This window comes from Microbacterium suaedae (genome assembly GCF_003254645.1).
GTDB classification, from domain to species: domain Bacteria; phylum Actinomycetota; class Actinomycetes; order Actinomycetales; family Microbacteriaceae; genus Microbacterium; species Microbacterium suaedae.
Genome location: NZ_PNFD01000001.1, coordinates 241,636 through 265,178 on the forward strand (window position 1 = coordinate 241,636; position 23,543 = coordinate 265,178).

General features: G+C 70.0%; 16 protein-coding genes. 6 read left to right on the forward strand and 10 right to left on the reverse strand.

Annotation, left to right across the window (positions count from 1 at the left end; genetic code table 11):
• Positions 1–52: 52 nt before the first annotated feature.
• The 6 genes from C0012_RS01105 to C0012_RS01130 form a co-directional block, all read right to left on the reverse strand.
• Positions 53–1,915, reverse strand: coding sequence for a penicillin-binding transpeptidase domain-containing protein (locus tag C0012_RS01105; protein ID WP_110588597.1), 1,863 nt, complete (start codon positions 1,913–1,915; stop codon positions 53–55).
• 74 nt (positions 1,916–1,989) lie between these two features.
• The gene (locus C0012_RS01110; RefSeq protein ID WP_110588596.1) at positions 1,990–2,199 is read right to left on the reverse strand and encodes a hypothetical protein; all 210 of its coding nucleotides are present in this window, start codon (positions 2,197–2,199) and stop codon (positions 1,990–1,992) included.
• Between the two features lie 79 nt (positions 2,200–2,278).
• Positions 2,279–3,808, reverse strand: coding sequence for a gluconokinase (locus C0012_RS01115; RefSeq protein ID WP_110588595.1), 1,530 nt, complete (start codon positions 3,806–3,808; stop codon positions 2,279–2,281).
• Positions 3,809–3,825: 17 nt separating this feature from the next.
• Positions 3,826–4,845 (reverse strand): zinc-binding dehydrogenase, encoded by a 1,020-nt coding sequence (locus C0012_RS01120; protein ID WP_110588594.1) that lies wholly within the window; start codon positions 4,843–4,845, stop codon positions 3,826–3,828.
• 11 nt (positions 4,846–4,856) lie between these two features.
• Positions 4,857–5,627, reverse strand: a complete 771-nt coding sequence (locus C0012_RS01125; RefSeq protein ID WP_110588593.1) for an SDR family oxidoreductase — start codon at positions 5,625–5,627, stop codon at positions 4,857–4,859.
• Between the two features lie 10 nt (positions 5,628–5,637).
• Positions 5,638–7,020 carry a GntP family permease gene (locus C0012_RS01130; protein WP_110588592.1) on the reverse strand — a complete coding sequence of 461 codons (1,383 nt, stop codon included), beginning with the start codon at positions 7,018–7,020 and terminating at the stop codon, positions 5,638–5,640.
• Between the two features lie 114 nt (positions 7,021–7,134).
• On the opposite strand from C0012_RS01130, the gene C0012_RS01135 reads away from it, so the two are divergent.
• Positions 7,135–7,839: a FadR/GntR family transcriptional regulator gene (locus C0012_RS01135; RefSeq protein ID WP_110588591.1), complete on the forward strand. Its 705-nt coding sequence runs from the start codon at positions 7,135–7,137 to the stop codon at positions 7,837–7,839.
• Between the two features lie 68 nt (positions 7,840–7,907).
• Here C0012_RS01135 and rsmI read toward each other — a convergent pair whose 3' ends face one another.
• The gene (gene rsmI, locus C0012_RS01140; protein ID WP_110588590.1) at positions 7,908–8,723 is read right to left on the reverse strand and encodes a 16S rRNA (cytidine(1402)-2'-O)-methyltransferase; all 816 of its coding nucleotides are present in this window, start codon (positions 8,721–8,723) and stop codon (positions 7,908–7,910) included.
• 23 nt (positions 8,724–8,746) lie between these two features.
• Here rsmI and C0012_RS01145 point away from each other — a divergent pair, with 23 nt between their 5' ends.
• The gene (locus C0012_RS01145) at positions 8,747–10,258 is read left to right on the forward strand and encodes a dolichyl-phosphate-mannose--protein mannosyltransferase (protein ID WP_110588589.1); all 1,512 of its coding nucleotides are present in this window, start codon (positions 8,747–8,749) and stop codon (positions 10,256–10,258) included.
• Between the two features lie 62 nt (positions 10,259–10,320).
• Here the strand turns inward: C0012_RS01145 and C0012_RS01150 are convergent, their stop codons facing one another.
• The 3 genes from C0012_RS01150 to C0012_RS01160 all read right to left on the reverse strand — a co-directional run bounded on the left by C0012_RS01150 (position 10,321) and on the right by C0012_RS01160 (position 14,866).
• A complete protein-coding gene (locus C0012_RS01150; protein ID WP_110588588.1) occupies positions 10,321–11,157 on the reverse strand; it encodes an aldo/keto reductase in 837 nt (278 codons plus the stop codon).
• A 65-nt stretch (positions 11,158–11,222) separates the two neighbouring features.
• Positions 11,223–12,494, reverse strand: a complete 1,272-nt coding sequence (locus C0012_RS01155) for a glycosyltransferase (protein WP_110588587.1) — start codon at positions 12,492–12,494, stop codon at positions 11,223–11,225.
• A 146-nt stretch (positions 12,495–12,640) separates the two neighbouring features.
• On the reverse strand, positions 12,641–14,866 hold the full coding sequence (locus tag C0012_RS01160) for a glycoside hydrolase domain-containing protein (protein ID WP_110588586.1): 2,226 nt from the start codon (positions 14,864–14,866) through the stop codon (positions 12,641–12,643).
• 77 nt (positions 14,867–14,943) lie between these two features.
• Here C0012_RS01160 and hrpA point away from each other — a divergent pair, with 77 nt between their 5' ends.
• The 4 genes from hrpA (at position 14,944) to C0012_RS01180 (ending at position 23,502) form a co-directional block, all read left to right on the forward strand.
• Positions 14,944–18,954, forward strand: a complete 4,011-nt coding sequence (gene hrpA / locus C0012_RS01165) for an ATP-dependent RNA helicase HrpA (RefSeq protein ID WP_110588585.1) — start codon at positions 14,944–14,946, stop codon at positions 18,952–18,954.
• 100 nt (positions 18,955–19,054) lie between these two features.
• Positions 19,055–21,265: an NADP-dependent isocitrate dehydrogenase gene (locus C0012_RS01170; protein WP_110588584.1), complete on the forward strand. Its 2,211-nt coding sequence runs from the start codon at positions 19,055–19,057 to the stop codon at positions 21,263–21,265.
• Positions 21,266–21,377: 112 nt separating this feature from the next.
• Positions 21,378–22,355 carry a Gfo/Idh/MocA family protein gene (locus tag C0012_RS01175; RefSeq protein WP_110588583.1) on the forward strand — a complete coding sequence of 326 codons (978 nt, stop codon included), beginning with the start codon at positions 21,378–21,380 and terminating at the stop codon, positions 22,353–22,355.
• A gap of 106 nt (positions 22,356–22,461) precedes the next feature.
• The gene (locus C0012_RS01180) at positions 22,462–23,502 is read left to right on the forward strand and encodes an NYN domain-containing protein (RefSeq protein WP_110588582.1); all 1,041 of its coding nucleotides are present in this window, start codon (positions 22,462–22,464) and stop codon (positions 23,500–23,502) included.
• Positions 23,503–23,543 lie beyond the last annotated feature (41 nt).

Sequence of the window (23,543 nt, forward strand, 5' to 3'; positions counted from 1 at the left end):
ACAGTCTATGGGGGCCGCGCCCTCGTATTTCACAGGAGACGACGCACTCGTCTCAGCGCAGGAACGCCTCGACGATCGGGCCCGCCGTCTCGGATCCGCTGCTCGCCTCGGCGACGAACACGGCCACCGCGAGATCGCCTTGCGTTGCGATCATCCAGCCGTGGACGGGGAGCTCGCCGCTCTCGTCCGGCTCGCCGTACTCGGCCGTGCCGGTCTTCGCCCCGACGGCGGGTTCGAGGCCCGCAAGCTCCGTCGCGGATCCTTCCGTGACGACGGCGCGCAGGAATCCCTGCAGCGTCTCGGCCTCTTCGGCTGTGAGCGGAGCGGCCGGATCCTCGCGATCCGGCTCCTCGTCGGCGAGCAGGTGGGGCGCCACGGCCTGCCCCGCGCTCACCGACGCCGCGACGGTCGCCATCGCGAGCGGGCTCGCGAGGACGCGGCCCTGCCCGATCATGTCGGCCGCGAACTCGGTCTCGCTCTCCGCCGACGGTACGGCGCCAAGGAAGGCCGGGAAGCCGAGATCGGCTTCGGTTCCGAGGCCGAGCGCCTCGGCAGCACCGACGAGAGAGTCATCATCGAGGCGCGCCCGCTCGCCGATCAGCGCCGTGTTGCACGAATTCGCGATCGCCTGGCGCAGGGTGATCTCCCCTGTCGCCGAAGCGGGGTAGTCGTCGTAGTTGTGGAATTCGAAGCCGTCGACCGTCACGGTCTCCGCGCACGTGACGGCATCGTCCGCGGACATTCCCGACCGCAGCAGGGCGAGCGCCGTGACGACCTTGAACGTGGATCCCGGCGGGTACTGCCCCGTCGTCGCGACGTTCGGGATGTCGCTGGACTGCCCATCCGCCGCCGCGACGATCGCTCCCGTCGACGGGCGGATCGCGACGAGTGCGCTCGTCCCGGAAACTCCGGCGAGCACCTCGTCGGCACGGTTCTGCAGTTCGACGTCGAGCGTCGTGACGAGCGGATCCGCTTCCTCGGATTCCCAGCTGGTGAGCGCGCGACGCTCGGCGTCTTCGCCCTCGCCCGAGACGGCGCTGATCGTGATCGCCGGTGTTCCCCGGAGTTCCGCGTCGTACGTGGCCTGCAACCCGGACAGCCCGACCTGGTCGCCCGCAGCGATCTCTCCGTCCGATTCCTCGATGATCTCGGCGGTCGCCTCACCGACGGTCCCGAGCAGATCGCGAGCGAACTCGCGGGTGGGCGCGAGAAGCATCGTGTCGTCGATCGCATTCGCACCGGGGATCTCGGCGTAGCCGTCGGCGACGCGATCCGCCGCATCCTCGGGGCGCAGCACGATGGCTTCGACGAAGGCCTGAGGGCCCATCTGCTCGGCGCGCGCGACGAACGGCTCGACGTCAACACCCACCGCCTCGGCGATCGCGGCGGCACTGTCGGCCACCTGATCGGCCTCGATCCAGCTCTTGTCGAGCCCGTAGCGTGTGACCGGACGCTCGGTGACGAGAGTCTCGTCGCCCGCGCCAACGATGGCAGCGCGCTCCGGGTACTCCCGGGTCACCTCGATGCGCTCTCCGTCGGCGAGGCCATCGGCGACGAGGGCTGGGTCGCCCTCCACCGTCCATCCCTCGGACGTCTCGACGAACACGGCCGTCTCGCGGTAGGACCATTCGCGACCCTCGATCTCCCAGGCGAACGCAAGATCGACGGTCGCCCCATCGTCCGTCCGCTCGGGCTCGGCGGCCGAGACCTCGAGCGGGTACCCGGCGAGCGGCTCTACGATCTCATCGAGCCCGCCCCCGAGCCCCGAGAGATCGTGCCCCTCGATCGCGCTCGTCAGCTCGTCGACGGCATCACCGAGGCCGTCGTCGCCCGTGCAGGCCGTGAGCCCGAGCAGGGGGACGAGGAGGATCCAGGCGACGGCGGGGCGGACGAATCGCGATGCAGTCGTGGTCATGCCCTCATTCTGCCGCCCCGCGCACTGCGTCGCGTCGCGCCCTCATGTCGTCGGGCGGGCGAAGAGCTCCGTCGTCAGCGGCGTGGTCGCGTGCTCAGGCCGAAGTACGCGAGGGGGCCGACCCAGTTGATGAGGATCACAGGAATCCAGAACGGCTTCTTTCCTCGCACGTCCTCCGCCGGGCGTGCCCAGAGATCGAGGAAGGCGAACAGTGCGAGCGTCACCTGCACGAGGCCGAGAAAGATGAGGCCAATACGCTTCGGGATCGAGATCTTCGTCTCCATGGCTCGAGAGTATCCGCATCGCGAGCCGGCGTCGACGCCGCGCCCGTCGCGTTGCTTCTCGACGAGACGGGCGCGGCGCTCAGTGCGCGAGCGGCAGGCGCGAGGCGATGTCCTGCAGCGTGACGTTCGCGGGCAGCAGCGCCGCATACAGCCGTTCGAAGACGGGACGCAGCTCGGCGTACACCTCGGCGTCGCCGCGCACCGGTGCGGTCACGTCGGCGACCGGCACCATGTCGGCCGCGACATCGATCGAGTCGATCAGGCCGAGCGCCTCCATGCCGAGCAGCGCGGCGCCGAAGCCGGATCCCTCGGGACTCTCGGGGAAGCCGATGGCGTCGCCGAATGCGCTCGCGAGGGTCTGGCGCCAGATCTGGTGCTTCATGACACCGCCCGTCGCGCGGATCTCCGAGATGTCGAGATCCGCCTGACGCATCGACTGGAGCACGAGCGTCAGCTGCAGCGCGACGCCCTCGACAGCCGCACGGACGAGGTGCGCCCGGCGATGCGAGCGGGTGAGCCCCACATAGGCGCCGCGCGCGACGCCACCCCACCGGGGGGCGCGCTCGCCGAGCAGGTACGGCAGCATGAGCAGCCCGCCGGATCCCGCGGGAACCGTCATCGCCTCGTCGAGCAGCTGCGCCGTCGACAGCCCCGCCTCGCCGGAGGCGAGTTCGGCGCGCACCCAATCGAGCACGACGCCGCCGTTGTTGATGGCACCACCGATCACCCACCGGTCCTCGGTGAGGGCGTAGCAGAACACGCCTCCCATGGGGTCCACGCTCGGCCGGTCGACCGCGACGCGCAGGGCGCCGCTCGTCCCCACCGAGCACGCGGCGACGCCGGAGCGCACGGCTCCGACGCCGAGGTTCGCGAGCGGGCCATCGCCCGCGCCGACGACGACCGGCGTCTCGAGGTCGAGGCCCGTCGCCTTCCGCGCCTCGGGAGTGATCCCGTCGAGGATGTGCCGCGTCGCGACGAGAACGGGAAGGTGCGCGTCGGTGATCCCCGCGAGGTCGAGCGCCTCGTCGTCCCAGGCCAGCCGATGGATGTCCATGAGACCAGAAGCCGAGGCGAGCGAATGGTCCGTCACGAGGGAGCCGCACATCTGCAGCAGCACCCAGTCCTTGATGCCCGCCCAGGTCGCGGCGCGCGCGAAGAGCTCTGGTTCGTGCGCGCGGAACCAGACGAGCTTCGTCAGCGGCGACATCGGGTGCACGGGCGTGCCCGTACGGCGGTGGAGCGCAAGCCCCGCCCCGCTGTCGCGGATCCGTGCGGCCTCCTCAGCGGCGCGCGTATCCGCCCACGTGACGACCGGGGTGAGGGGCTGCCCGTCGGCGTCGAGGGCCATGACGCTGTGCATGGCGCTCGAGAAGCTCACGCCGCGGACATGCTCCGCCCCGACCGCTCCGACGACGTCGCGGACACCGCGGTAGACCGCGTCGAGGATGTCACGCGGATCCTGCTCCGCGTGCCCAGGGACGGGCTCATCGAGCGGATATCCGTGCGAGGCCTCGGCCACGGCCCGGCCATCGGTCCGGTACGCGACGACCTTCGTCGCCGTCGTCCCCATGTCGATGCCGACGACGACGTCATCGTGTGCGGTGTCCATCTGCGCCTCCCTGCGGCTCAGTCCGAGCAGTCGTCGAGCGAGACGACCACCTTGCCCGATCGTCGCGAATCCCGCGCGAGCTCGAACGCATCGCGCACCTCGGCGACGGGCACGACGTGGGTCGCGACGCGCGCGATATCCGGACGCTCCGCGAGGAGCGCGACCGCCTCGTCGATCTCGTCGCGGAAGCGGAACGCCCCGCGCAGATCGATCTCCTTCGAGATGAACGGCGCAAGATTCACGCCGCGCGGCTCGTTCGGAACCATACCGATCTGCACGACAACCCCGCGGCGGCGGGCCGCGACGCCCGCGGCACCGATCGCGACGGGCGCGCCCGAACACTCGAGCACGGCGTCGAACGCCTCGACCGGCAGCTCGTCCTGACCGATCCGCACGACGTCATCGGCGCCCAGCTCCCGGGCGCGCTCGAGCGGCTCGTCAAGGACATCGCTGACCGTGATGTGCGCGGCGCCGCGCGCGCGGGCCGCCACGACGGCGAGCAGGCCGATCGGCCCGGCCCCCGAGACGAGGACCCGCGCCCCGGCGAGGTCGCCGGCCCGCGAAGCGCCGTGCAGGGCCACCCCCAGGGGCTCGGCCAGCACGGCTGCGTCGACGCCGAGCCCGCTCGGAAGCGGGCGCACCATGCCCCGATCGACCACGAGGAGATCGGCCATCGCGCCCTGCGTGTGCGGCATCGTCGACGCGCTGCCGAGATACGATCCGCCCGGCCACAGGTGCGGCTCGCCCTGCGTTCCCGGCACCTCGGTGCCGAAGCGTGCCGGGTGGATCGTCACGGGAGTTCCCGGCGCGAACTCGCCCCGCGGATCCTCGTCGACGACACCCGACAGCTCATGACCGGGCACGAGCGGCTCGCGCACGACGTACTCGCCGTTGGCGCCCTCGAAGAAGTAGTGCAGATCGCTTCCGCAGATGCCGACACGAGAGACGCGGATCCGCACCTCGCCGTCGCCCGGCTCCGGAACGGGCACCTCGCGCACCGCGATCTGCTCGGCGCCGTCGATGAACACGGCCCGCATGCTGGACGCGCTCATACGACCGCCGTCATTCCGCCGTCGACGACGATGTTCTGCCCCGATACGAAGCTCGACGCGTCGGAGGCGAGGAACAGCAGCGCTCCGCGCAGCTCGCGCACATCACCCCACCGGTGGGCGGGAGTGCGGTTCACGAGCCAATCGTTGAACTTCTCGTCTTCGACGAGGGCGCGGTTCATATCGGTCGCGAAGTACCCCGGCGACAGCGCGTTGACCTGCACTCCGTAGCGCGCGAGGTCGGCCGCCATGCCCTGCGTGAGCAGCGCGACGCCGCCCTTCGAGGCCGAGTACGGCGCGATCGTCTGCCGCGCCAGCTTCGACTGCACCGACGCGACGTTGACGATCTTTCCGGATCCTCGCTCGACCATGCCCGGCGTCACGAAGCGCGACACGTAGAACATGCTCGAGAGATTGCTCGCGAGCACGGCGTCCCAATCGGCCACGTCGAACTCGGCGAACGGCGCGCGCCGCTGCAGGCCCGCGTTGTTCACGAGGATGTCCGGCACGCCGTGCTCGGCGATGAGCGCACCGATCTGCTCCTCGACGGCGCCGGCGTCGGTCACGTCGAAGCGCACCGTCGCGGGGCGCTCCCCCGAGATCTCGGCGACGGCATCCGCCGCCTCCGAGAGGGCGTCGGCGTCGCGTCCGTGCAGGATGACCCGGGCGCCCGCCTCGGCGAGGCCGAGAGCGAGCGTGCGCCCGAGGCCGCGCGAGGATCCCGTCACGAGCGCAAGCCGCCCCGTGACATCGAACAGATCGGTGGTCATGAGCTCCTCCTCAGAAGATCAGGTAGATGGCGAGCACGAGAACGAAGCCGACGACCGACTCGAGGGCCTGCTGCACCGTCCACGTCCGAAGGGTCGTCTTGACGTCCATGTCCATGAGTCGGCCGACCAGCCAGAACCCGGAGTCGTTGACGTGCCCAGCGAAGACGGATCCCGCCGCCGTCGCCAGAGTGATCGCCGCGACGTCGACCGCGCTGAAGCCTCCCGCCATGACCGCGGGCGCCATGAGTCCGGCCGAGGTCACGAGCGCGACGGTCGCAGAGCCCTGCGCCAGGCGCAGGATCACGGCGATGAGGTAGGCCGCGATGATGACGGGCAGCCCGAGATCGGCGAGCGTGTCGGCGAGGGCGTCGCCGATGCCCGACGCGCGCAGCACGCCCCCGAACATGCCACCGGCACCCGTGATGAGGATGACCGATGCGACCGGACCGAAGGTTCCGTCAACGAGCTTCTCGAGGGCGGATCCCTTCTCGCCGCGGGCCGTGCCGAGCACGACGAGGGCGAGGAGCACCGTGATGAGCAGCGCGATGGGCGACTCGCCGATGAGCGAGAGCGCCTGCACCCAGAAGGCGCCGGGGTCGACCGCTCCGACCGAGCCGAGTGCGTTCAGGCCGGTGTTGAGGAAGATGAGGACGATCGGCACGAGGAGGATCGTGATGACCGTGCCGGCCTTCGGCGGGTTCTGCGGCTGGTCTTCATCGATCGTGCCGAACAGCGCCGGGACCATCATCGGAACGCGCTTGTTGACGAACTTGCCCCACAGGTAGCCCGAGAGGTACCAGGTCGGGAAGGCGATGACGAGGCCGAGGAGCAGCACGATCCCGAGGTTCGCGCCGTAGAGCTCCGTCGCCGAGACGGGCCCGGGGTGCGGCGGCAGGAACACGTGCATGACCGAGAACGCTGCCGCGCCGCTGAGGCCGAACAGCAGGAGGTTCTTCCCGCCGATGCGACGCGCGACCGCGAAGATGATCGGGAGCATGACGATGAGGCCGGCGTCGAAGAAGATCGGGAAGCCGAGCAGCAGCGACGTGATGCCGAGGGCGAAGGCGGCGCGCTTCTCGCCGAACACGCGCACCATGAGATCGGCGACGGCCTTCGCGCCGCCCGACGACTCGATGAGGCGGCCGAGGATCGCGCCGAGCCCGATCAGGAGGGCGACGGATCCGAGCGTCCCTCCGAAGTCTTCTGTCAGCTTGCCGACGACGGTGCCGACGGGGATGCCCGCGGCGATCGCCGTGAGCACGGACACGAGGATCAGGGTGAGGAAGGCGTGCAGCCGCACCTTGATGACGAGGAACAGGATGAGGACGATCGCACCGGCGGCGATGCCGAGAAGTGGCCCGGCGCCGAGTGTCTGAGTCCACTCTTCTGTCATGGGATTCTCCGTTGAATTCGATGGGGGGATGCGGGCCCTCTGCGACGCCGCACCACAAAGATACTACTTATTGGCACTGTAAGGTATCACTAATCGACTCCGAGGAGGGAACCGATGGTCGGTGGCATCCACAGCGACGTGACGAGCGACCTGGGCGCGCGCATCGCGGCCGGTGAGATCCCCCCAGGCTCGGTCTTCACTCTGGCCCAGCTCGAGAGCGATTACGAGGCCTCCCGCACGGTCGTCCGCGAAGCCGTGCGGGTACTCGAGAGCCTCGGCCTCGTCGCATCACGCCGCCGCGTCGGCATCACGGTGCGCCCGCGCGATGCCTGGGACGCCTTCTCACCTCAGCTCATCTCGTGGAATCTGCAGGGGCCTTTCCGGCAGCAGCAGCTCGAGGCATTGATGGAACTGCGCGTCGCGGTCGAGCCGACCGCCGCGCGGCTTGCGGCTCTCCGGGCGACACCGGCGCAGCGCGCCGAGCTACGACGGCTCGCCCGCCTCCTTCGCACGCTCGGCGATGAGGGGCGGGGCGCCTCCGACGACTTCCTCGAGGTCGACGTCGCCTTCCACGATCTGCTGCTGGAGGCATCCGGCAATCCTCAGCTCATCGCACTGCGCGCGCCCGTGCGGGAGGTGCTCACGGGGCGGAGCCGCCTGGGCCTGACCCCCTCGGTTCCCGCGGCGGGCACGCTCGAGGAGCACGAATCGGTCGCGGCGGCGATCAGCGAGGGTGACGGCGAGAAGGCCGAAGAGCACTCCCGCACCCACATGCTCTCGGTCTGGTCTGAGGTCCAGGCCGACGACTCCCTCGCGTAGCGACATTTCCACAAGTCTTCGCCGAGTCCGCTGCGAATTGCAGCGGACTCGGCGAAGACTTGTGGACTTCAGCGGGCCGCGAGGGCCGCGTCGTAGAGAGTGCGGGCAGGGTGGCCCGTCGCCTGCGCGACCTCGCGGGTTGCGTCCTTGAGACGCGTTCCGCCCTCGACGAGCACCGCGACGCGGGCGAGCGCCTCGTCCAGCGGGACCTCGCGCGGGCTGGCGCCCGCGACGACGAGGACGACCTCGCCCCGCACACCGGCAGCCGCCCACTCCGCAAGCTCGTCGAGGGATCCGCGTACGACCTGCTCGTGCAGCTTCGTCAGCTCGCGTGCCACCGCCGCCCGGCGATCGCCGCCGAACGCGATCGCCATATCGGCGAGCGTCTGCGCCGTGCGCGTCGGCGCCTCGAAGAATACGAGCGTGCGGGGATCGTCCGCGACCGCGGCGAACGCCCGCGACCGCTCCCCGGGCTTGCGGGCGACGAAGCCCTCGAACGCGAAACGATCGGTCGGCAGCCCCGACACGGCCAGGGCGGTGAGCACGGCGCTCGGGCCGGGGATCGCCGTCACCTCGACTCCCGCGTCCGCTGCTGCGGCGACGAGACCGTACCCCGGGTCGCTCACTGTGGGCATGCCCGCATCGCTCAGCACGAGCAGGTCCTCGTCGCGGGCGAGCTCGACGAGCTCGGCGGAGATCCGCTTCTCGTTGTGATCGTGCAGCGGGATCAGGCGCGGGCGATTGTCGATTCCGAGCGCGGCGAGCAGCCTCTGCGTCGTACGCGTGTCTTCGGCCGCGATCGTGGTCGCCGCGCTCAGCACCTCGACGAGGCGCCGGGACGCATCGCCGAGATTTCCGATCGGGGTGCCCGCGAGGATGATCATGCGTCAAAGCCTAGGCTGGCGATGTGACTGCGCGCTCCACGACCTCGGCCGCCCTGCGATGGGGCGTTCCGCTCACGATCACGGCGCTCGCGGCGGTCTTGCGCATCGCGGGCGTCGGCGGACCGAGCGAGCTGATCTTCGACGAGACCTACTACGTCAAGGACGCCTGGACGCTCGGGAACCTCGGCTACGAGGGCACGTGGGGCGAGGATCCGAACCCGGCGTTCGAGGCGGGCGACACGGACGGCTTCACGGAGGAGGGATCCTTCGTCGCGCATCCGCCGCTCGGCAAGTGGATCATCGCCCTCGGCATGGCACTGTTCGGGCCGGGCCCGACGGGCTGGCGCATCACGACGGCGATCGTCGGAACGCTGCTCGTACCCCTGCTGTACATCGTCGCCAAGCGCCTGACGGGATCCGCGGGGCTCGCGGCCGCAGGTGCGGCCCTCCTGGCGATCGACCCGCTCGCGGTGTCGATGAGTCGCATCGCGCTTCTCGACACCCATCTCGCGTTCCTCGTCCTGCTCGCCTTCTGGTTCGCACTGCTGGATCGCCCCGGCGCGGTCGCCGCGATCCGCAAGGGGGTCGAACGCGACGGAATCGCCGGTCCGGTGCTCTGGCGGCGACCGTGGATCCTCGCGGCGGGCGCGACGCTCGGGCTCGCAACGGCCGTGAAGTGGTCGGGCCTCTACGCGATCGCAGTGCTCGGCATCGCGCTCGTCGTCGCCGACGCGATCGACCGGCGTCGCGCCGGCGCGACGCGCTGGGTCGAATCGGCGATCGGGTACCAGGGACCTGCGTCGTTCGTGCTGCTCGTGCCGCCCGCCCTCGTGACATACCTCATCAGCTGGACGGGCTGGCTCACCACCACGGGAGGATACGGCCGGGGATCGTCGCCGAACCCCCTCGTCGCCCTGTGGAACTACCACCGTGCGGTATTCGGATTCCACCAGGGCGTCACGAGCGACCACACGTATGCGAGCCCCGCGCTCGAGTGGATCCCGATGCTCAATCCGACGCTCATGTATCGCACGACGGATGAGGCCGGCGGAGTCGGGCTCATGGCGGCCCTTCCCAACCCCGTTGTGTGGTGGGGCGGTCTCCTCGCCGTCGCGTTCCTCGCCGTGCGCCTTGCGATCGCCGTCGTCCGACGTCGACGCGTGGCGGGACCCGAGGCGTTCGTCGTGATGGGGATCCTTGCGACCTATGCCCCGTGGCTGCTGCTGCCGAGTCGCACGATGTTCACGTTCTACGCGATCACGATGCTCCCCTTCGTGATCCTCGCGCTCCTCGTCGCGGTCCAGCGGATCCGCGCGCCGCGCGATCCGGCGCCTCTGCCGGATCCGACGCTCGAGGAGATCCGAGCAGAGCAGGAACGACAGGCGGCCTCGAGCGAGGCGCGTCGCGCGGCGACGAACGTGATCCTCCTCGGCTTCGGTGCCGTCGGGCTGTTCTTCCTGCCGTTCGGCACCGGCTGGGTCGAACCCGAGATTCTCTACCGCGCCCATCTCTGGCTGCCGACCTGGTTCCTGTGAGGCGCCCCGACACGAAGGCGCCGTCGCCCCAGAGGGGACGACGGCGCCTGACGTGCTGAGCCTCAGTTGAGCTCGAGGGGGTGCGCCCCGACGCGGCCCGAGCCGTCGCCCGGGTCGATCGCGTCGATCGCGCGCACCTCGTCGGCCGAGAGCTCGAAGTCGAAGACGTCGAAGTTCTGGGCCATCCGCTCGCGGCGCACCGACTTCGGGAAGACGACGAAGCCGCGCTGGAGGTGCCAGCGGATGACGACCTGCGCCGGGCTCTTGCCGTGCGCGTCCGCCGCGCCCGCGACGGCGGGGTTCTCGAACAGCGGGTACTTGCCCTGGCCGAGCGGACCCCACGACTCGATCTTGGTGCCGTTCGCCTCGGCCCAGGCCGTCACATCGGCCTGCTGGTGCGCGGGGTGCAGCTCGATCTGGTCAATCGCCGGCACGACGCCCGTCTCCTTCACGAGACGGTCGAGGTGCTCGGGCAGGTGATTCGAGACGCCGATCGACGTCGACAGGCCAGCATCGCGGATCTCGATGAGCTTCTGCCACGCATTGACGTACGTGTCCTTCTCGGGCGTCGGCCAGTGCGTCAGGTACAGGTCGACGTGGTCGAGCCCGAGCTTGTCGAGGCTCTCGCGGATCGCAGCGTGCGGCTCGTCCCCCGCCTGGCGGTCGTTCCAGAGCTTGGTGGTGATGAACAGCTCGTCGCGCGGGATCCCGCTCTTCGCGATCGCGGCGCCGACGCCCTCCTCGTTCTTGTAGATCGCGGCGGTGTCGATGTGGCGGTAGCCGACCTCGAGCGCCTCGGTCACGGCCTTCTCGGCCTCATCGGCGGGCACGAGGAAGACGCCGAAGCCCAGCTGAGGGATCTCGCGTCCGGAGTTGAGAGTCACGGTGGGAACGTTCATGGTCTCCACCCTAGGACGGGGCGGCGCGCACGGCGCCGATTCCCCGGCTCGACTCGCCCGCAGGCTCACGCCGCGAGGCGCTCCAGCTGCGCGACGCGCGCGAAGAGCACGTCGAACACGCTCGCCCGGTCGAACCGCCGCGCATAGGCGCGCGCCCGCTCCTCCCGGTCGCGACGCTCGAGCGGTGACATCGCGCGGATCCGGTCGATCGACGCGGCGATCTGCTCGGGCGCATCGACGTCGACGATGAGCGCCGTGTCTCCGACCGCCTCACCGACCCCGCCCGTCGTCGTCGTGATCGACGGCCCTCCCCCGGCGAGCGCCTTCTCTGCGAGCGTGATCCCGAAGGTCTCGATGAACTCGGGCCGCGGTTTCGTCGCGAGGACGTAGGCGAAGGATCCGGCGAACAGGAACGGCTTCTCGGCGTCGTCGACGTCGGTGAGGAAATGGATCCGATCCGCCGCCGACGAGCGAGCGGCGAACTCCCGCAGCTCCCTCTCCTCGGGGCCGCGGCCCACGATGACGAGCTTCTTGTCCCCCGCTCCCGACGCGGCGAAGCCCTCGATCAGGTCGTCGATGCCCTTGGCGTGGGCGAGGCGCGAGAGCGAGAGCACGTACCCGTCGCGTTCGAGGCCTCGGCGGGCGAGACGGTCGTCGATCTCCTCCGGGTCGAGGTGAAGGAACGCCCCGGCATCGATCGCGGGGTAGGAGACTTCGACGCGCTCGGCGCACCGTGCCGCATAGGCGGTGCCGTGCAGGGCGTCGAGGCGGCCTGCCTCCTCGACGATGAGGTCCTTCGTGTACTGGCTCACGGCCACGCACACGTCACTCGCGAGGTACCCCTCGAGCACGTGCGCTGCGGCGCCGAAGCGGCCCTCGGCGACGCACTGTCGCACGACGTTCGTGATGTCGGATCCCACCGCTTCGGCGATCGTGACGACGTCGACGGGCAGACCCGTGCGGCGCGCGACCGCGACGGCGTCGCTGACCGCCGTCGTGTGCGGCGACAGGTACAGCGACATCGCAACGGTCGGCACGCCATCGGTGAAGAGCTCGACGAGGCGCCCGATCACGCCCCCGATGTAACGGCCGTCGACGACCTTGTAGTCGCCGACGGGCGCAGGTCGCTCCACCGTGATCCCGGCGCTGTACGGCAGCACGGTGTCGAGAGGCTTGAGCGGCAGACCGGCCTGCTCGAGACGCTCGATGGGCCAGGTGACGATACGGACGTCGTCGAATCCGCGGGTGACGGCGGCCTCGGCGAGGTTGCGCGCCTCCCCCGAATGGCCGCAGATCACGGGATCCGCGCGGACGACGATGACGAGTCGACGGGTCATCTCTGCTCCTCACTGTGGCTCGGTGAGGCGAGACTATGGTCGCCGTATGTCACCCAAAGAGACGGCGTGTTACGAGTGATCGCGCGCATGTGAACACCGCGCGCACGTGGGCATTCGGGGGCGGTGCCTTCTGCCGATCCGTGGAGTCAGAGGCGACGCGTGACCTCTGCCGCGTCGGACGGGAACGAGGGCGGGCGCACGGTCGTGCCCCAGGATCCCGGGGTGTCGCCGAGCACGAACCGGAGGGTGCCCCCTGCGCGCAGCTCGGCACCGGTCAGCCACGTGCGCTCCAGCGGATGCCCATTCCACACGGCATCGAGCACGTACTGCGGATCCGTCCCTCGGCCGACGCCGCGGAACCCGACCGTCTCGATGCGCAGCGGGGCGCCACCCGGTAGCTCGACCGCCGCATCGGGCCACGCGGGTGCGTTGATGAGAAACAGGTCCTGCCCCGCCACGGGGAATACGCCGAGCGAGGCCCAGACAATCCACGACGAGAGCCCTCCGGAATCGTCATTGCCGGGCAACCCGCCGGGCCCGGCGCCGAACATCTGGTGCAGCGCGTGGTGCACGACTTCGGCCGTGCGATCGGGGCGCCCCGCGTACATGTACGCCCAGGGTGCCTCCATATCGGGCTCGTTGTTGAGCCCTTCGAAACGGCCGAGCGCATACCCGGCCTCCATCTCGTCGCCCGACGGATCCACACCGGGCTGCACGACGGGATCCGCCCCGTACCCGAAGAATCGATCGAGCAGCCGCGTGAAGCGCTCCTCCCCTCCGGCGAGCGCGATGCGCCCCGCCATGTCGTGCGTGAGGCGGAACGAGTAGTTGTGCTTCGTCCCCTCGTAGAAGGTCGATTCGCGCAGGAGGCCCGTGGCCGGGTCGAAGGCGTTCCGCCATCGTCCCGCGAGGCGGCGGCAGTCGGCCGCGGCCTTCGCGTCGCCGACCCTGTCCGCGACGCGCGCCGTGCACCAGTAGGCGAAGGCGATGTCGAGGGTGTGGCTGACGGGATCCGCGCGGCCCGTCGTGAGGAAGTCCTCACCATAGGCGCGGCGCAGATCGGCGAGCATGTGCACGAGCGCCCACTCCCAGTCGATGCCGCCGACGTCGGCGGCGCAGAGATCCGCGAGCAGCGTGTGCGCGAGACCCGACGCCTGCCGCGAGAAGCGGTCGGATCCCTTCGCCATGCGATACCCGATCGGGAAGTTGCCCTCTTCCTCGCAGATCTCGATGAGCGCGTTCGCGAGATCCGTCGACGCGACCGGGTCGAGGAGCGACACGAGAGGAAGCTGGGTGCGGTAGATATCCCACATCGTGCAGATGTCGAACGCGAAGGGTCCATTCGTCGGCCACTGCGGACTCTCGTTCGGGGCGAGGGCAGGCTTGATGAGGGAGTGATAGAGCGCCGTGCCGAGCGCCCTGCGGGCGTCGCGGTCGTCCCGCCCGGATACCGAGACGGGCGCGAGGCACTGCGACCAGCTCGCGCGGGTGGCCGCGCGGCGAGCCTCGTATCCCGTCCCGTCCGGGCAGTCGGCGGCGAGGTTGCGGCGCGCCTGCTCGACGCCGCGCAACGAGAAGCCGATCCGCAGCTCGACGGTCGCGCCGGCCGCGACGGATCCCTGCCACATCAGCCCGAAGGGGCGCATGGTCGTGGGGCGGATCGCGTCGAAGTCGAGTCGGCGCCCGCCGGGCATGAGGCGCCGGTCGTACCAGAGCAGCTGCCGCCACCCGGGGGCGTCCGCCGTCATGTGCATCGCAAGAGGGGTGCCCTCGACGACGATCTCGCCCTGTGCTTCACCGGGCTCCAGGCTCTCGAGATGCGCGCGGATCGGCACGGTGGCGCCGTACGGAATGTCGAGCCCGCCGACGGAGAGATCGACGACGAGGCGCGCATCGGCTGCCTCGGGGAACGTGTAACGGTGCACGGCGCTCTTCGGACCGACCGTCACCTCGCCGCGGATCCCGTTCGCGAATGCGAAGGCATAGGATCCCGGGCTCGCCTGCTCTTCGGTGATGTCCCAGTGGCCGCCGAGATCGTCGAGAGGTCCGAGCATGGGCGTGACGCGCACGTAGTTGTAGTACTTGCGGATCGCGCCTGTGCCCGACTGCTGGAAGTGCGTCACTCCGCTCGCGACGAGCCGTTCGCGCATGCGCGGCGGGACGCCCTCCGTCGCGAGCGCATATTCTCCGTACCCGGTGGGATAGGCGCCCGACGACGCGCAGGCCGACACCATGCCGAACGGGAAGGTCGCGCCCGGGTGCGTGTTGCCGATCTGGGGCTTCGGCCACCACCACGTCGCGGCGATCCCTGTCGGGGCCGGCAGATCGGTGGGCTGCGTGCCGATGAAGGGATCCACGTCCGCGAGCTTCATCCCGCACACGGTAGCCCCGCCGCGTGTCGGGGATGTGACGGGGACGTCGCGAACCGTGACGCATAGACTGAAAAGCTATGTCTGCCGCCGCGCCCGTGATCTCCTATCCCGCCGAGCTGCCCGTCAGCGCCGCGCGAGACGAGATCTCAGAAGCCATCCGCGATCACCAGGTCGTGGTCGTCGCGGGGGCGACGGGATCCGGCAAGACGACGCAGCTGCCGAAGATCGCACTCGAGCTGGGGCGCGAGCGCATTGCCCATACGCAGCCACGGCGGCTCGCGGCCCGCACGATCGCCGAGCGCGTCGCCGAGGAGCTCCAGGTCGAGCTCGGCGGCGCCGTCGGCTACAAGGTGCGCTTCACAGATCAGGTGTCGGACGACACGCGCATCGCGCTCATGACCGACGGGATCCTGCTCAACGAGATCCATCGCGACCGGCTGCTGACCCGCTACGACACGATCATCATCGACGAGGCGCACGAGCGCTCGCTCAACGTCGACTTCCTGCTCGGCTATCTGAAGCGGCTGCTGCCCGAGCGCCCCGACCTCAAGCTCATCATCACCTCGGCGACGATCGACCCCGAGTCGTTCGCGGCGCACTTCGCCTCCCCCGACGGCACGCCCGCCCCGGTCATCGAGGTGTCGGGGCGCACCTACCCCGTCGAGATCCGGTACCGGCCCCTCGTGGCCTCCAACACGGCGCAGTCAGAAACGACGGCACCGGGCCGACAGGCCGTGGATCCCGGCGCGGAGGGCGCGGATCGACTGCGTCGTGTGGAGGACGAAGCCGTCGACGAGCGGGCGTACGACGCCGACGACGAGATCTCGGCGATCGTCGCGGCGCTGAAGGAGCTCGACCGCGAGCCCTCGGGCGACGTGCTCGTGTTCCTGCCCGGAGAGGCCGAGATCCGCGACGCCGCGGACGCCGTGCGCGGAGCGTTCCAGAACGCCGCCGCCCCCACCGAGGTGCTCCCCCTCTACGGACGCCTCAGCGCCGCCGAGCAGCACCGCGTGTTCGAGCCGTCGAAGGTCGCGGGGGTCCGTCGACGCGTGATCATCGCGACGAACGTCGCCGAGACGTCGCTGACGGTGCCCGGCATCAAGTACGTCGTCGACGCGGGAACCGCCCGCATCTCGCGGTACGCAAGCCGTGCGAAGGTGCAGCGCCTGCCGATCGAGCCCATCTCGCAGGCCTCGGCGCAGCAGCGCTCCGGCCGTGCGGGGCGCACGAGCGACGGCATCGCGATCCGCCTCTACGCGCACGACGACTTCACCCGGCGCCCCGAGTTCACCGACCCCGAGATCCTGCGCACCTCGCTCGCCTCGGTCGTGCTGCAGATGCTGTCGCTGGGATTCGGCGACATCCAGGCGTTCCCCTTCCTCACGCCACCCGATTCGCGCGGCGTCAAGGCGGCCTTCGATCTGCTCGTCGAGCTCGGCGCCGTCACGCTCGGACGCGGCGGATCCGAGCCGCGCCTCACGAAGATCGGGCGGCAGATCGCCCGCCTGCCGATCGATCCGCGCTTCGCCCGCATGCTCGTCGAGGCGACCCGCACAGGCGTGACCGACGACGTGCTCGCGATCGTCGCGGGGCTGTCGATCCAGGACGTGCGCGAGCGGCCGGAGGAACGGCGGGGCGAGGCCGACGAGGCGCATGCGCGCTTCCGCGATCCGTCGAGCGACTTCCTCTCGATGCTGAATCTCTGGAACCACCTGCGGGCGAAGCAGTCCGAGCTGGGGTCGAGCGCCTTCCGCCGGCTCGTGCGCAGCGAGTTCCTCAACTATGTGCGCGTGCGGGAATGGTTCGATGTGCACCGCCAGCTGCGCTCGCTCACGCGAGATCTCGGCGGCCACGGTGAGCGCCGCTCGCCGAAGGCGGGCACATCTCCCGAGGGCGGTCACCCGCAGGGCGACGCGATCCACCGCGCGCTCCTCGCGGGGCTGCTCAGCCAGATCGGCGTGCTCGACGAACGCGACGCGAAGAAGCAGAAGGGATCCCGGCGCCCGGCCCCCGCCACGTTCCGAGGGGCACGCGGCGTGACGTTCCAGATCTTCCCGGGATCCGGGCTGAAGAAGGCGAAGCCGCGCGCGGTCATGGCCGCCGAGCTCGTCGAGACGTCGCGCTTGTTCGCACGGACCGTCGCAGCCATCGACGTGGCGTGGGCTGAGCATCTCGCCGGCGATCTCGTCAAGCGGCAGATCTCGGAGCCGCGCTGGTCGAAGGATGCGGGCGCGGCCGTCGCCAGCGAGAAGGTGACGCTGTTCGGCGTCGAGATCGTGTCGGGCCGCCGCGTGCAGTTCGCACGTGTGGATCGCGCGGCCGCGCGGGAGATGTTCGTGCGACACGCGCTTGTCGAGGGCGAGTGGGATCCGTCGCGGCTCGCGAAGCCCGTCGTCCGCTTCCTGCGGCAGAACGCCGATCTACGCCGCCGCCTCGAGAAGCTCGAAGAGCGTGAGCGTCGCCGAGACATCCTCGCGGGCGACGAGGCGGTGTTCGCGTTCTATGACGCGCGGATCCCGTCCGATGTGTTCGATGTGCGCAGCTTCGAGAAGTGGTGGCGCGAGGAGCTGCAGACCTCGCCCGAGCTGCTGACGATGCGCGAGGCCGACCTCATGGACGGCGAGGCGACGGCGGACGCGCGCGAATTCCCGACGCGGTGGACGCAGGGCGACCAGACCCTGCACCTCGCGTATCGATTCGAGCCCGGCGCAGACGATGACGGCGTCACGGTCGTCGTACCCCTGGCCCTGTTGGCGTCCCTGCGCCCGGACGGCTTCGACTGGCAGGTGCCGGGGCTGCGGGACGAGCTCATCACGGCGATGCTCAAGGCTCTGCCGAAGGCGATGCGCCGCCACGTCGTGCCCGCCGCCGACTGGGCGCGCACGTTCGCCGACGAGCTCGACGGCTCGGGCCCTGAAGACGCGGACGGCCTCCCGGAGCTCTCGCTCGCCACTTCACTCGCGCGCCTCGTGCAGCGCCAGGCGAACCAGCCCGTCACGGCCGCCGACATCGACATGTCGCGCGTCCCCTCCCACCTGACGATGTCGTTCCGCGCCGTCGACCATCGCGGCCGCGCGGCCGGATCCTCTCGCGATCTGGCCGATCTGCAGGCCCGCCTGGCGGGCAGGGCGCGCGATTCCGTCGCCCAGCAGCTGGATCGGGCGGCCTCCCGTGCCCCGAAGGGCGAGAGCCCGGCCGCGCGCGTTGCTCAGGCGCCGGCCGCGCCGAGCATCGAACGGTCCGGGCTCGTGGACTGGACGTTCGGCGAGCTGCCCGAACAGGTCGACACGCGCGTCGCGGGCGGCGTCGTCCGCGGCTACCCGGCTCTCGTCGACGAGAAGTCATCGGTCGCCGTGCGCGTCGAGGCGACGCCCGAGGAAGCCACGCGCCTCACGCGCGCCGGACTGCGTCGCCTGCTTCTGCTCACGGTGCCCTCCCCCGTGTCGTACATCCAGGAGCACCTGTCGGCGCAGGAGAAGCTCGCACTGTCGGCCGCGCCGTATCCGTCGGCGAAGGCCGTGATCGAGGACTGCCGCGCGGCCGCCGCCGATGCATGCCTTGCGCGGCACGGGGCTGTGCGTACGCGGAAGGACTTCGAGCGGGTGCGCGACGAGGTGAGCGCCGGATCCGTCGACGACGTCTTCGCGGCCGTCTCGCTCGTCGCGAAGATCGTCTCGGCGTGGCGCGAGGTCGAGCGCGCCCTGAAGAAGGCGAACTCGATGACCCTGCTCGGCGCCCTGAACGATGTGCGCGGCCAGCTCGACGGGCTCGTGCACGCGGGCTTCGTTCGCGGCGCGGGCATCGATCGGCTGCGCCACCTGCCTCGCTATCTCGAGGCGGCGCACGTCCGCCTCGAGGCGCTGCCGGACAACCCGGGCCGTGACCGGGCGTGGATGACGGAGTACGAGAAGGCTCACCAGGCATTCGTCGACGCGGGCGGCGCGATCCCCCTTCCTCCGGACGCCGATGAGCGCCTCGTCCGTGCCCGATGGATGCTCGAGGAGCTGCGCGTCGGCCTGTTCGCCCAGCGCCTCGGCACCGCCGAGACCGTGTCGGTGCAGCGCATCGTGAAGGCGCTGCGCGGCTGACCGGCCTCGGAACTGCACGACAGCGCCCGCTCAGGTATCTTGATGTCAAGAGATTCGTCTCGTCCCTTCTCACCCGAGAACTCTGGAGCGCCACCGCAGCATGTCCAAGATCATCTACACGCACACCGACGAAGCGCCCCTCCTGGCGACCTATTCGCTTCTGCCGATCGTCGAGGCCTACGCGCAGAAGGCCGGCGTCGCGTTCGAGACCCGCGACATCTCCCTCGCCGGGCGCATCCTCGCCCAGTTCCCGGAGCGGCTGACTGAGGAGCAGCGCATCGGCGACGCGCTCGCCGAGCTCGGCGAGCTCGCCGAGGATCCCTCCGCGAACATCATCAAGCTTCCGAACATCTCGGCCTCGATCCCCCAGCTCAAGGCGGCCGTCGCCGAACTGCAGGCGCAGGGCTACGACGTCCCCAACTATCCGGAGGACCCCCAGACCGCCGACGAGAAGGACATCGCGGCGCGCTACGACAAGGTCAAGGGATCGGCCGTCAACCCCGTGCTCCGCCAGGGCAACAGCGACCGCCGGGCGCCCGGCGCCGTGAAGGCGTATGCGAAGGCGCACCCGCACCGCATGGGCGATTGGAGCCCCGAGTCGAAGACCCGCGTCGCGACGATGGGACAGAACGACTTCTTCTCGAACGAGAAGTCGTATGTCTCGGCCGAGGACGACACGCTCCGCATCGAGCTTGTGGCGACCGACGGGTCTGTCACGGTTCTCAAGGAGAAGCTGCCCGTTCTCGCGGGCGAGGTCATCGACGGCACGTTCATGAGCGCGAAGGCGCTCGACGCGTTCCTCGTCGAGCAGATCGCCCAGGCCAAGGCCGAGGGAGTGCTGTTCTCGGCGCACCTCAAGGCCACCATGATGAAGGTCAGCGACCCGATCATCTTCGGTCACGTCGTCCGTGCCTTCTTCGCGCCCGTCTTCGAGCAGTACGGCGCCGATCTGGCGGCCGCTGGCCTGTCGGCGAACGACGGCCTCGGCGGGATCCTCGCGGGCCTCGACCGGCTCGACAACGGTGCCGAGATCAAGGCGGCGTTCGAGGCGCAGATCGCGGCCGGCCCCGAGCTGTCGATGGTCAACAGCGACAAGGGCATCACGGGACTGCACGTGCCGAGCGACGTCATCATCGACGCCTCGATGCCCGCCATGATCCGCTCCGGCGGCCACATGTGGGGCCCCGACGGGAACGAGGCCGACACCCTCGCCGTCATCCCCGACTCGTCGTACGCCGGCATCTACGCGGCGACGATCGAGGACTGCAAGGCGAACGGCAAGCTCGACCCCGCCACGATGGGCACCGTTCCCAACGTCGGTCTCATGGCCCAGAAGGCCGAGGAGTACGGCTCGCACGACAAGACGTTCGAGATCCCCGAGGACGGCACCGTGCGCATCGTGAACGGCGCGGGCGAGGTTGTCATCGAGCACGCGGTCGAGGCGGGCGACATCTGGCGCGCCTGCCAGACGAAGGACGCGCCGATCCGCGACTGGGTGAAGCTCGCCGTCACGCGCGCCCGGCTGTCGGACACGCCGGCCGTGTTCTGGCTCGACGAGAACCGTGCGCACGACGCGAACCTCATCGCCAAGATCCACGAGTACCTGCCCGAGCACGACACTGACGGGCTCGACATCCGCATCATGGCGCCCGCCGAGGCGACGCGCTTCTCGCTCGAGCGGATCCGCCAGGGCCTCGACACGATCTCCGTCACCGGCAACGTGCTGCGCGACTACAACACCGACCTGTTCCCGATCCTCGAGGTCGGAACGTCGGCGAAGATGCTCTCGGTCGTCCCCCTCATGGCGGGCGGCGGCCTCTTCGAGACGGGAGCCGGCGGGTCCGCGCCCAAGCACGTCCAGCAGCTCCTCGAAGAGGACTACCTGCGCTGGGACTCGCTCGGCGAGTTCTTCGCACTGGCCGCCTCGTTCGAGCACCTCGCGCAGAAGACCGACAACGCGAAGGCCCAGGTCCTCGCGAACACGCTCGACGCCGCGACGGCCGCCTTCCTCGAGAACGACCGCTCGCCGGGCCGCAAGCTCGGCACGATCGACAACCGTGGATCGCACTTCTACCTGGGCCTGTATTGGGCGCAGGAGCTCACAAAGCAGGCCGATGACGCCGAGCTCGCGGCTGCGTTCGCCCCGCTCGCCGAGAAGCTCGCGGCCGACGAGGAGAAGATCGTCGCCGAGCTCATCGCCGTGCAGGGTAACGCGGTCGAGGTTGGCGGCTACTACCGCCCGGACGACGCGAAGGCCGACGCGGTCATGCGCCCCTCCGCGACGCTGAACGAGGCGCTCGCCCAGTTCTGACGCACCGATCGAAGGGCCGGATCCCGCCGGGGATCCGGCCCTTCGCGTCCTTCTGCCCCCACCCGCCTCTCGGAGAGGGCAGGCAGCACGCAAGCCCCGATAGGCTCACCCCATGGCACTTCGATGGGGCATCCTGGCAACCGGCGGCATCGCGCACGCCTTCGCAAGCGATCTGCGGACGGCGGGTCTCGACATCCAGGCGGTGGGATCGCGCTCGCAGGAGTCGGCGGATCGCTTCGCCGCGGAGTTCGCGATCCCGAACGCGCACGCATCGTACGAGGCGCTGGTGGCGGATCCCGACGTCGACATCGTCTACGTCGCGACGCCGCATCCGATGCATCGCGAGGCGGCGGGGCTCGCGCTCGAGGCGGGCAAGCATGTCCTCGTCGAGAAGGCGCTGACGGTGAATCGCCGCGAGGCGGAGGAGCTCCGCGACCTCGCCGCCGAGAAGGGCCTCCTCGTCATGGAGGCGATGTGGACTCGCTACCTTCCGCACATGCGCCGGATCCACGAGATCCTCGATGCGGGCACGCTCGGCGAGGTGCGCACGATCTTCGCCGACCATACACAGGCGCTGCCGACCGATCCCGCGCACCGTCTCAACGCGCTCGAGCTCGGCGGAGGGGCCCTGCTCGATCTCGGGATCTATCCCATCTCGTTCGCGTGGGACGTTCTCGGCGCGCCCGCAACGATCCAGGCGACGGCACGCCTCGGCGAAACGGGAGCCGACACCGAGGTCGCGACGCTGATGACGCACGCGTCGGGCGCCGTGTCGACGACGCTCTCGTCCTCTCGTGGTGCCGGTCCGAACACGGCGCACATCGTCGGGTCCGAAGCACGGATCGACATCGATCGCGTCTGGTACGCCCAGGCGTCGTTCACGGTGACGTCGCGCGACGGCGAGGTGCTCGAGCGCTTCGAGGAGCGCGCCGACGGCCGGGGCATGTACTTCCAGGCGCTCGCGGCCGAGCGCGTCGTCGCGGAGAGCCTCGGCGCGCCTGCCGAGCTGCCGATCGACGAGAGCGTCGAGATCATGGGCGCGCTCGACGAGATCCGTCGGCAGATCGGGGTCTCGTACCCCGGGGAGTAACGCCACCAGATTCGGAGATCTCACGAAAAGCGGACTTTCCCACGCGGATCGCCCGAGTTTCGTGAGATCTCCGCGACTCGTGGCAGGGCGCGTAGTGTCGGGGAGTGTGACGGACACCTCGGACGGCCGCGTGGCCGTGTACCTCGACTTCGACAACATCGTGATGAGCTGGTACGACCGCGTGCACGGTCGCAACTCGTATCATCGCGACCGAGCGCGGATCGCGCAGGATCCGACCGAGCCCGAGATCGCCGCGCGACTCGCGGCCGCAACCGTCGATGTCGGCGCGATCATCGACTTCGCCGCCAGCTACGGCACACTCGTGCTGACGCGCGCATACGCCGACTGGTCGTCGCCCGTCAACGCGATCTACCGTCGCCAGCTCGTGGCGCGCGCGGTCGACCTCGTGCAGCTGTTCCCGGCCGCGGCCTACGCGAAGAACGGTGCTGACATCCGGCTCGCGGTCGACGCGGTCGAGGACATGTTCCGCCTTCCCGACCTGACGCACGTCGCGATCGTCGCCGGAGACAGCGACTATGTGCCGCTCGCGCAGCGGTGCCGCCGGCTCGGTCGCTACGTCATCGGACTCGGTGTCGCGGGATCCACCGCGAAGTCGCTCGCGGCCGCCTGCGACGAGTTCGAGCCGTACGACATGCTGCCGGGCGTGCCTGAGCTCCCGAAGGCGCAGAAGCAGGAGACGAAGCGGCGCGAGAAGGCGGGATCGGAGGCGTCGTCCGATGAGAAGGCCGACGACCGGACCGAGCAGAAGCCGGCCCGCCGTCGCCGTTCGCAGAAGCCGGCCGATCCCCCCGCCGCGGCGGACGAGGAGACCCCCGAGGATGCCGCTTCGGCCCCCGTCGATGCGACGGTCGACTTCCTGCCCGCGTTCGACGAGACGCCGCCCGAGGATCTCCACGCCGTCGCGTCGAACCTGCTCGAGCGTGCCCTGCGGGTCGGCCAGGACAAGGGCGACGACCAGGGCTTCCTGTACGCGTCCGCCGTCAAGCAGCACATTCGACGGATGGATCCCTCCTTCAGCGAGAAGGCCCTCGGGTACCGCTCGTTCAACGACTTCCTGACCTCGCGTGAGAACCTCGCCGAGCTGCGGGAGTCCGGCCACGAGAGGCTCGTGCGGCTGAAGCAGTAGGGCGCTTCCGCCAGCCTCGAACACCTGCTTGCTCGGTCATC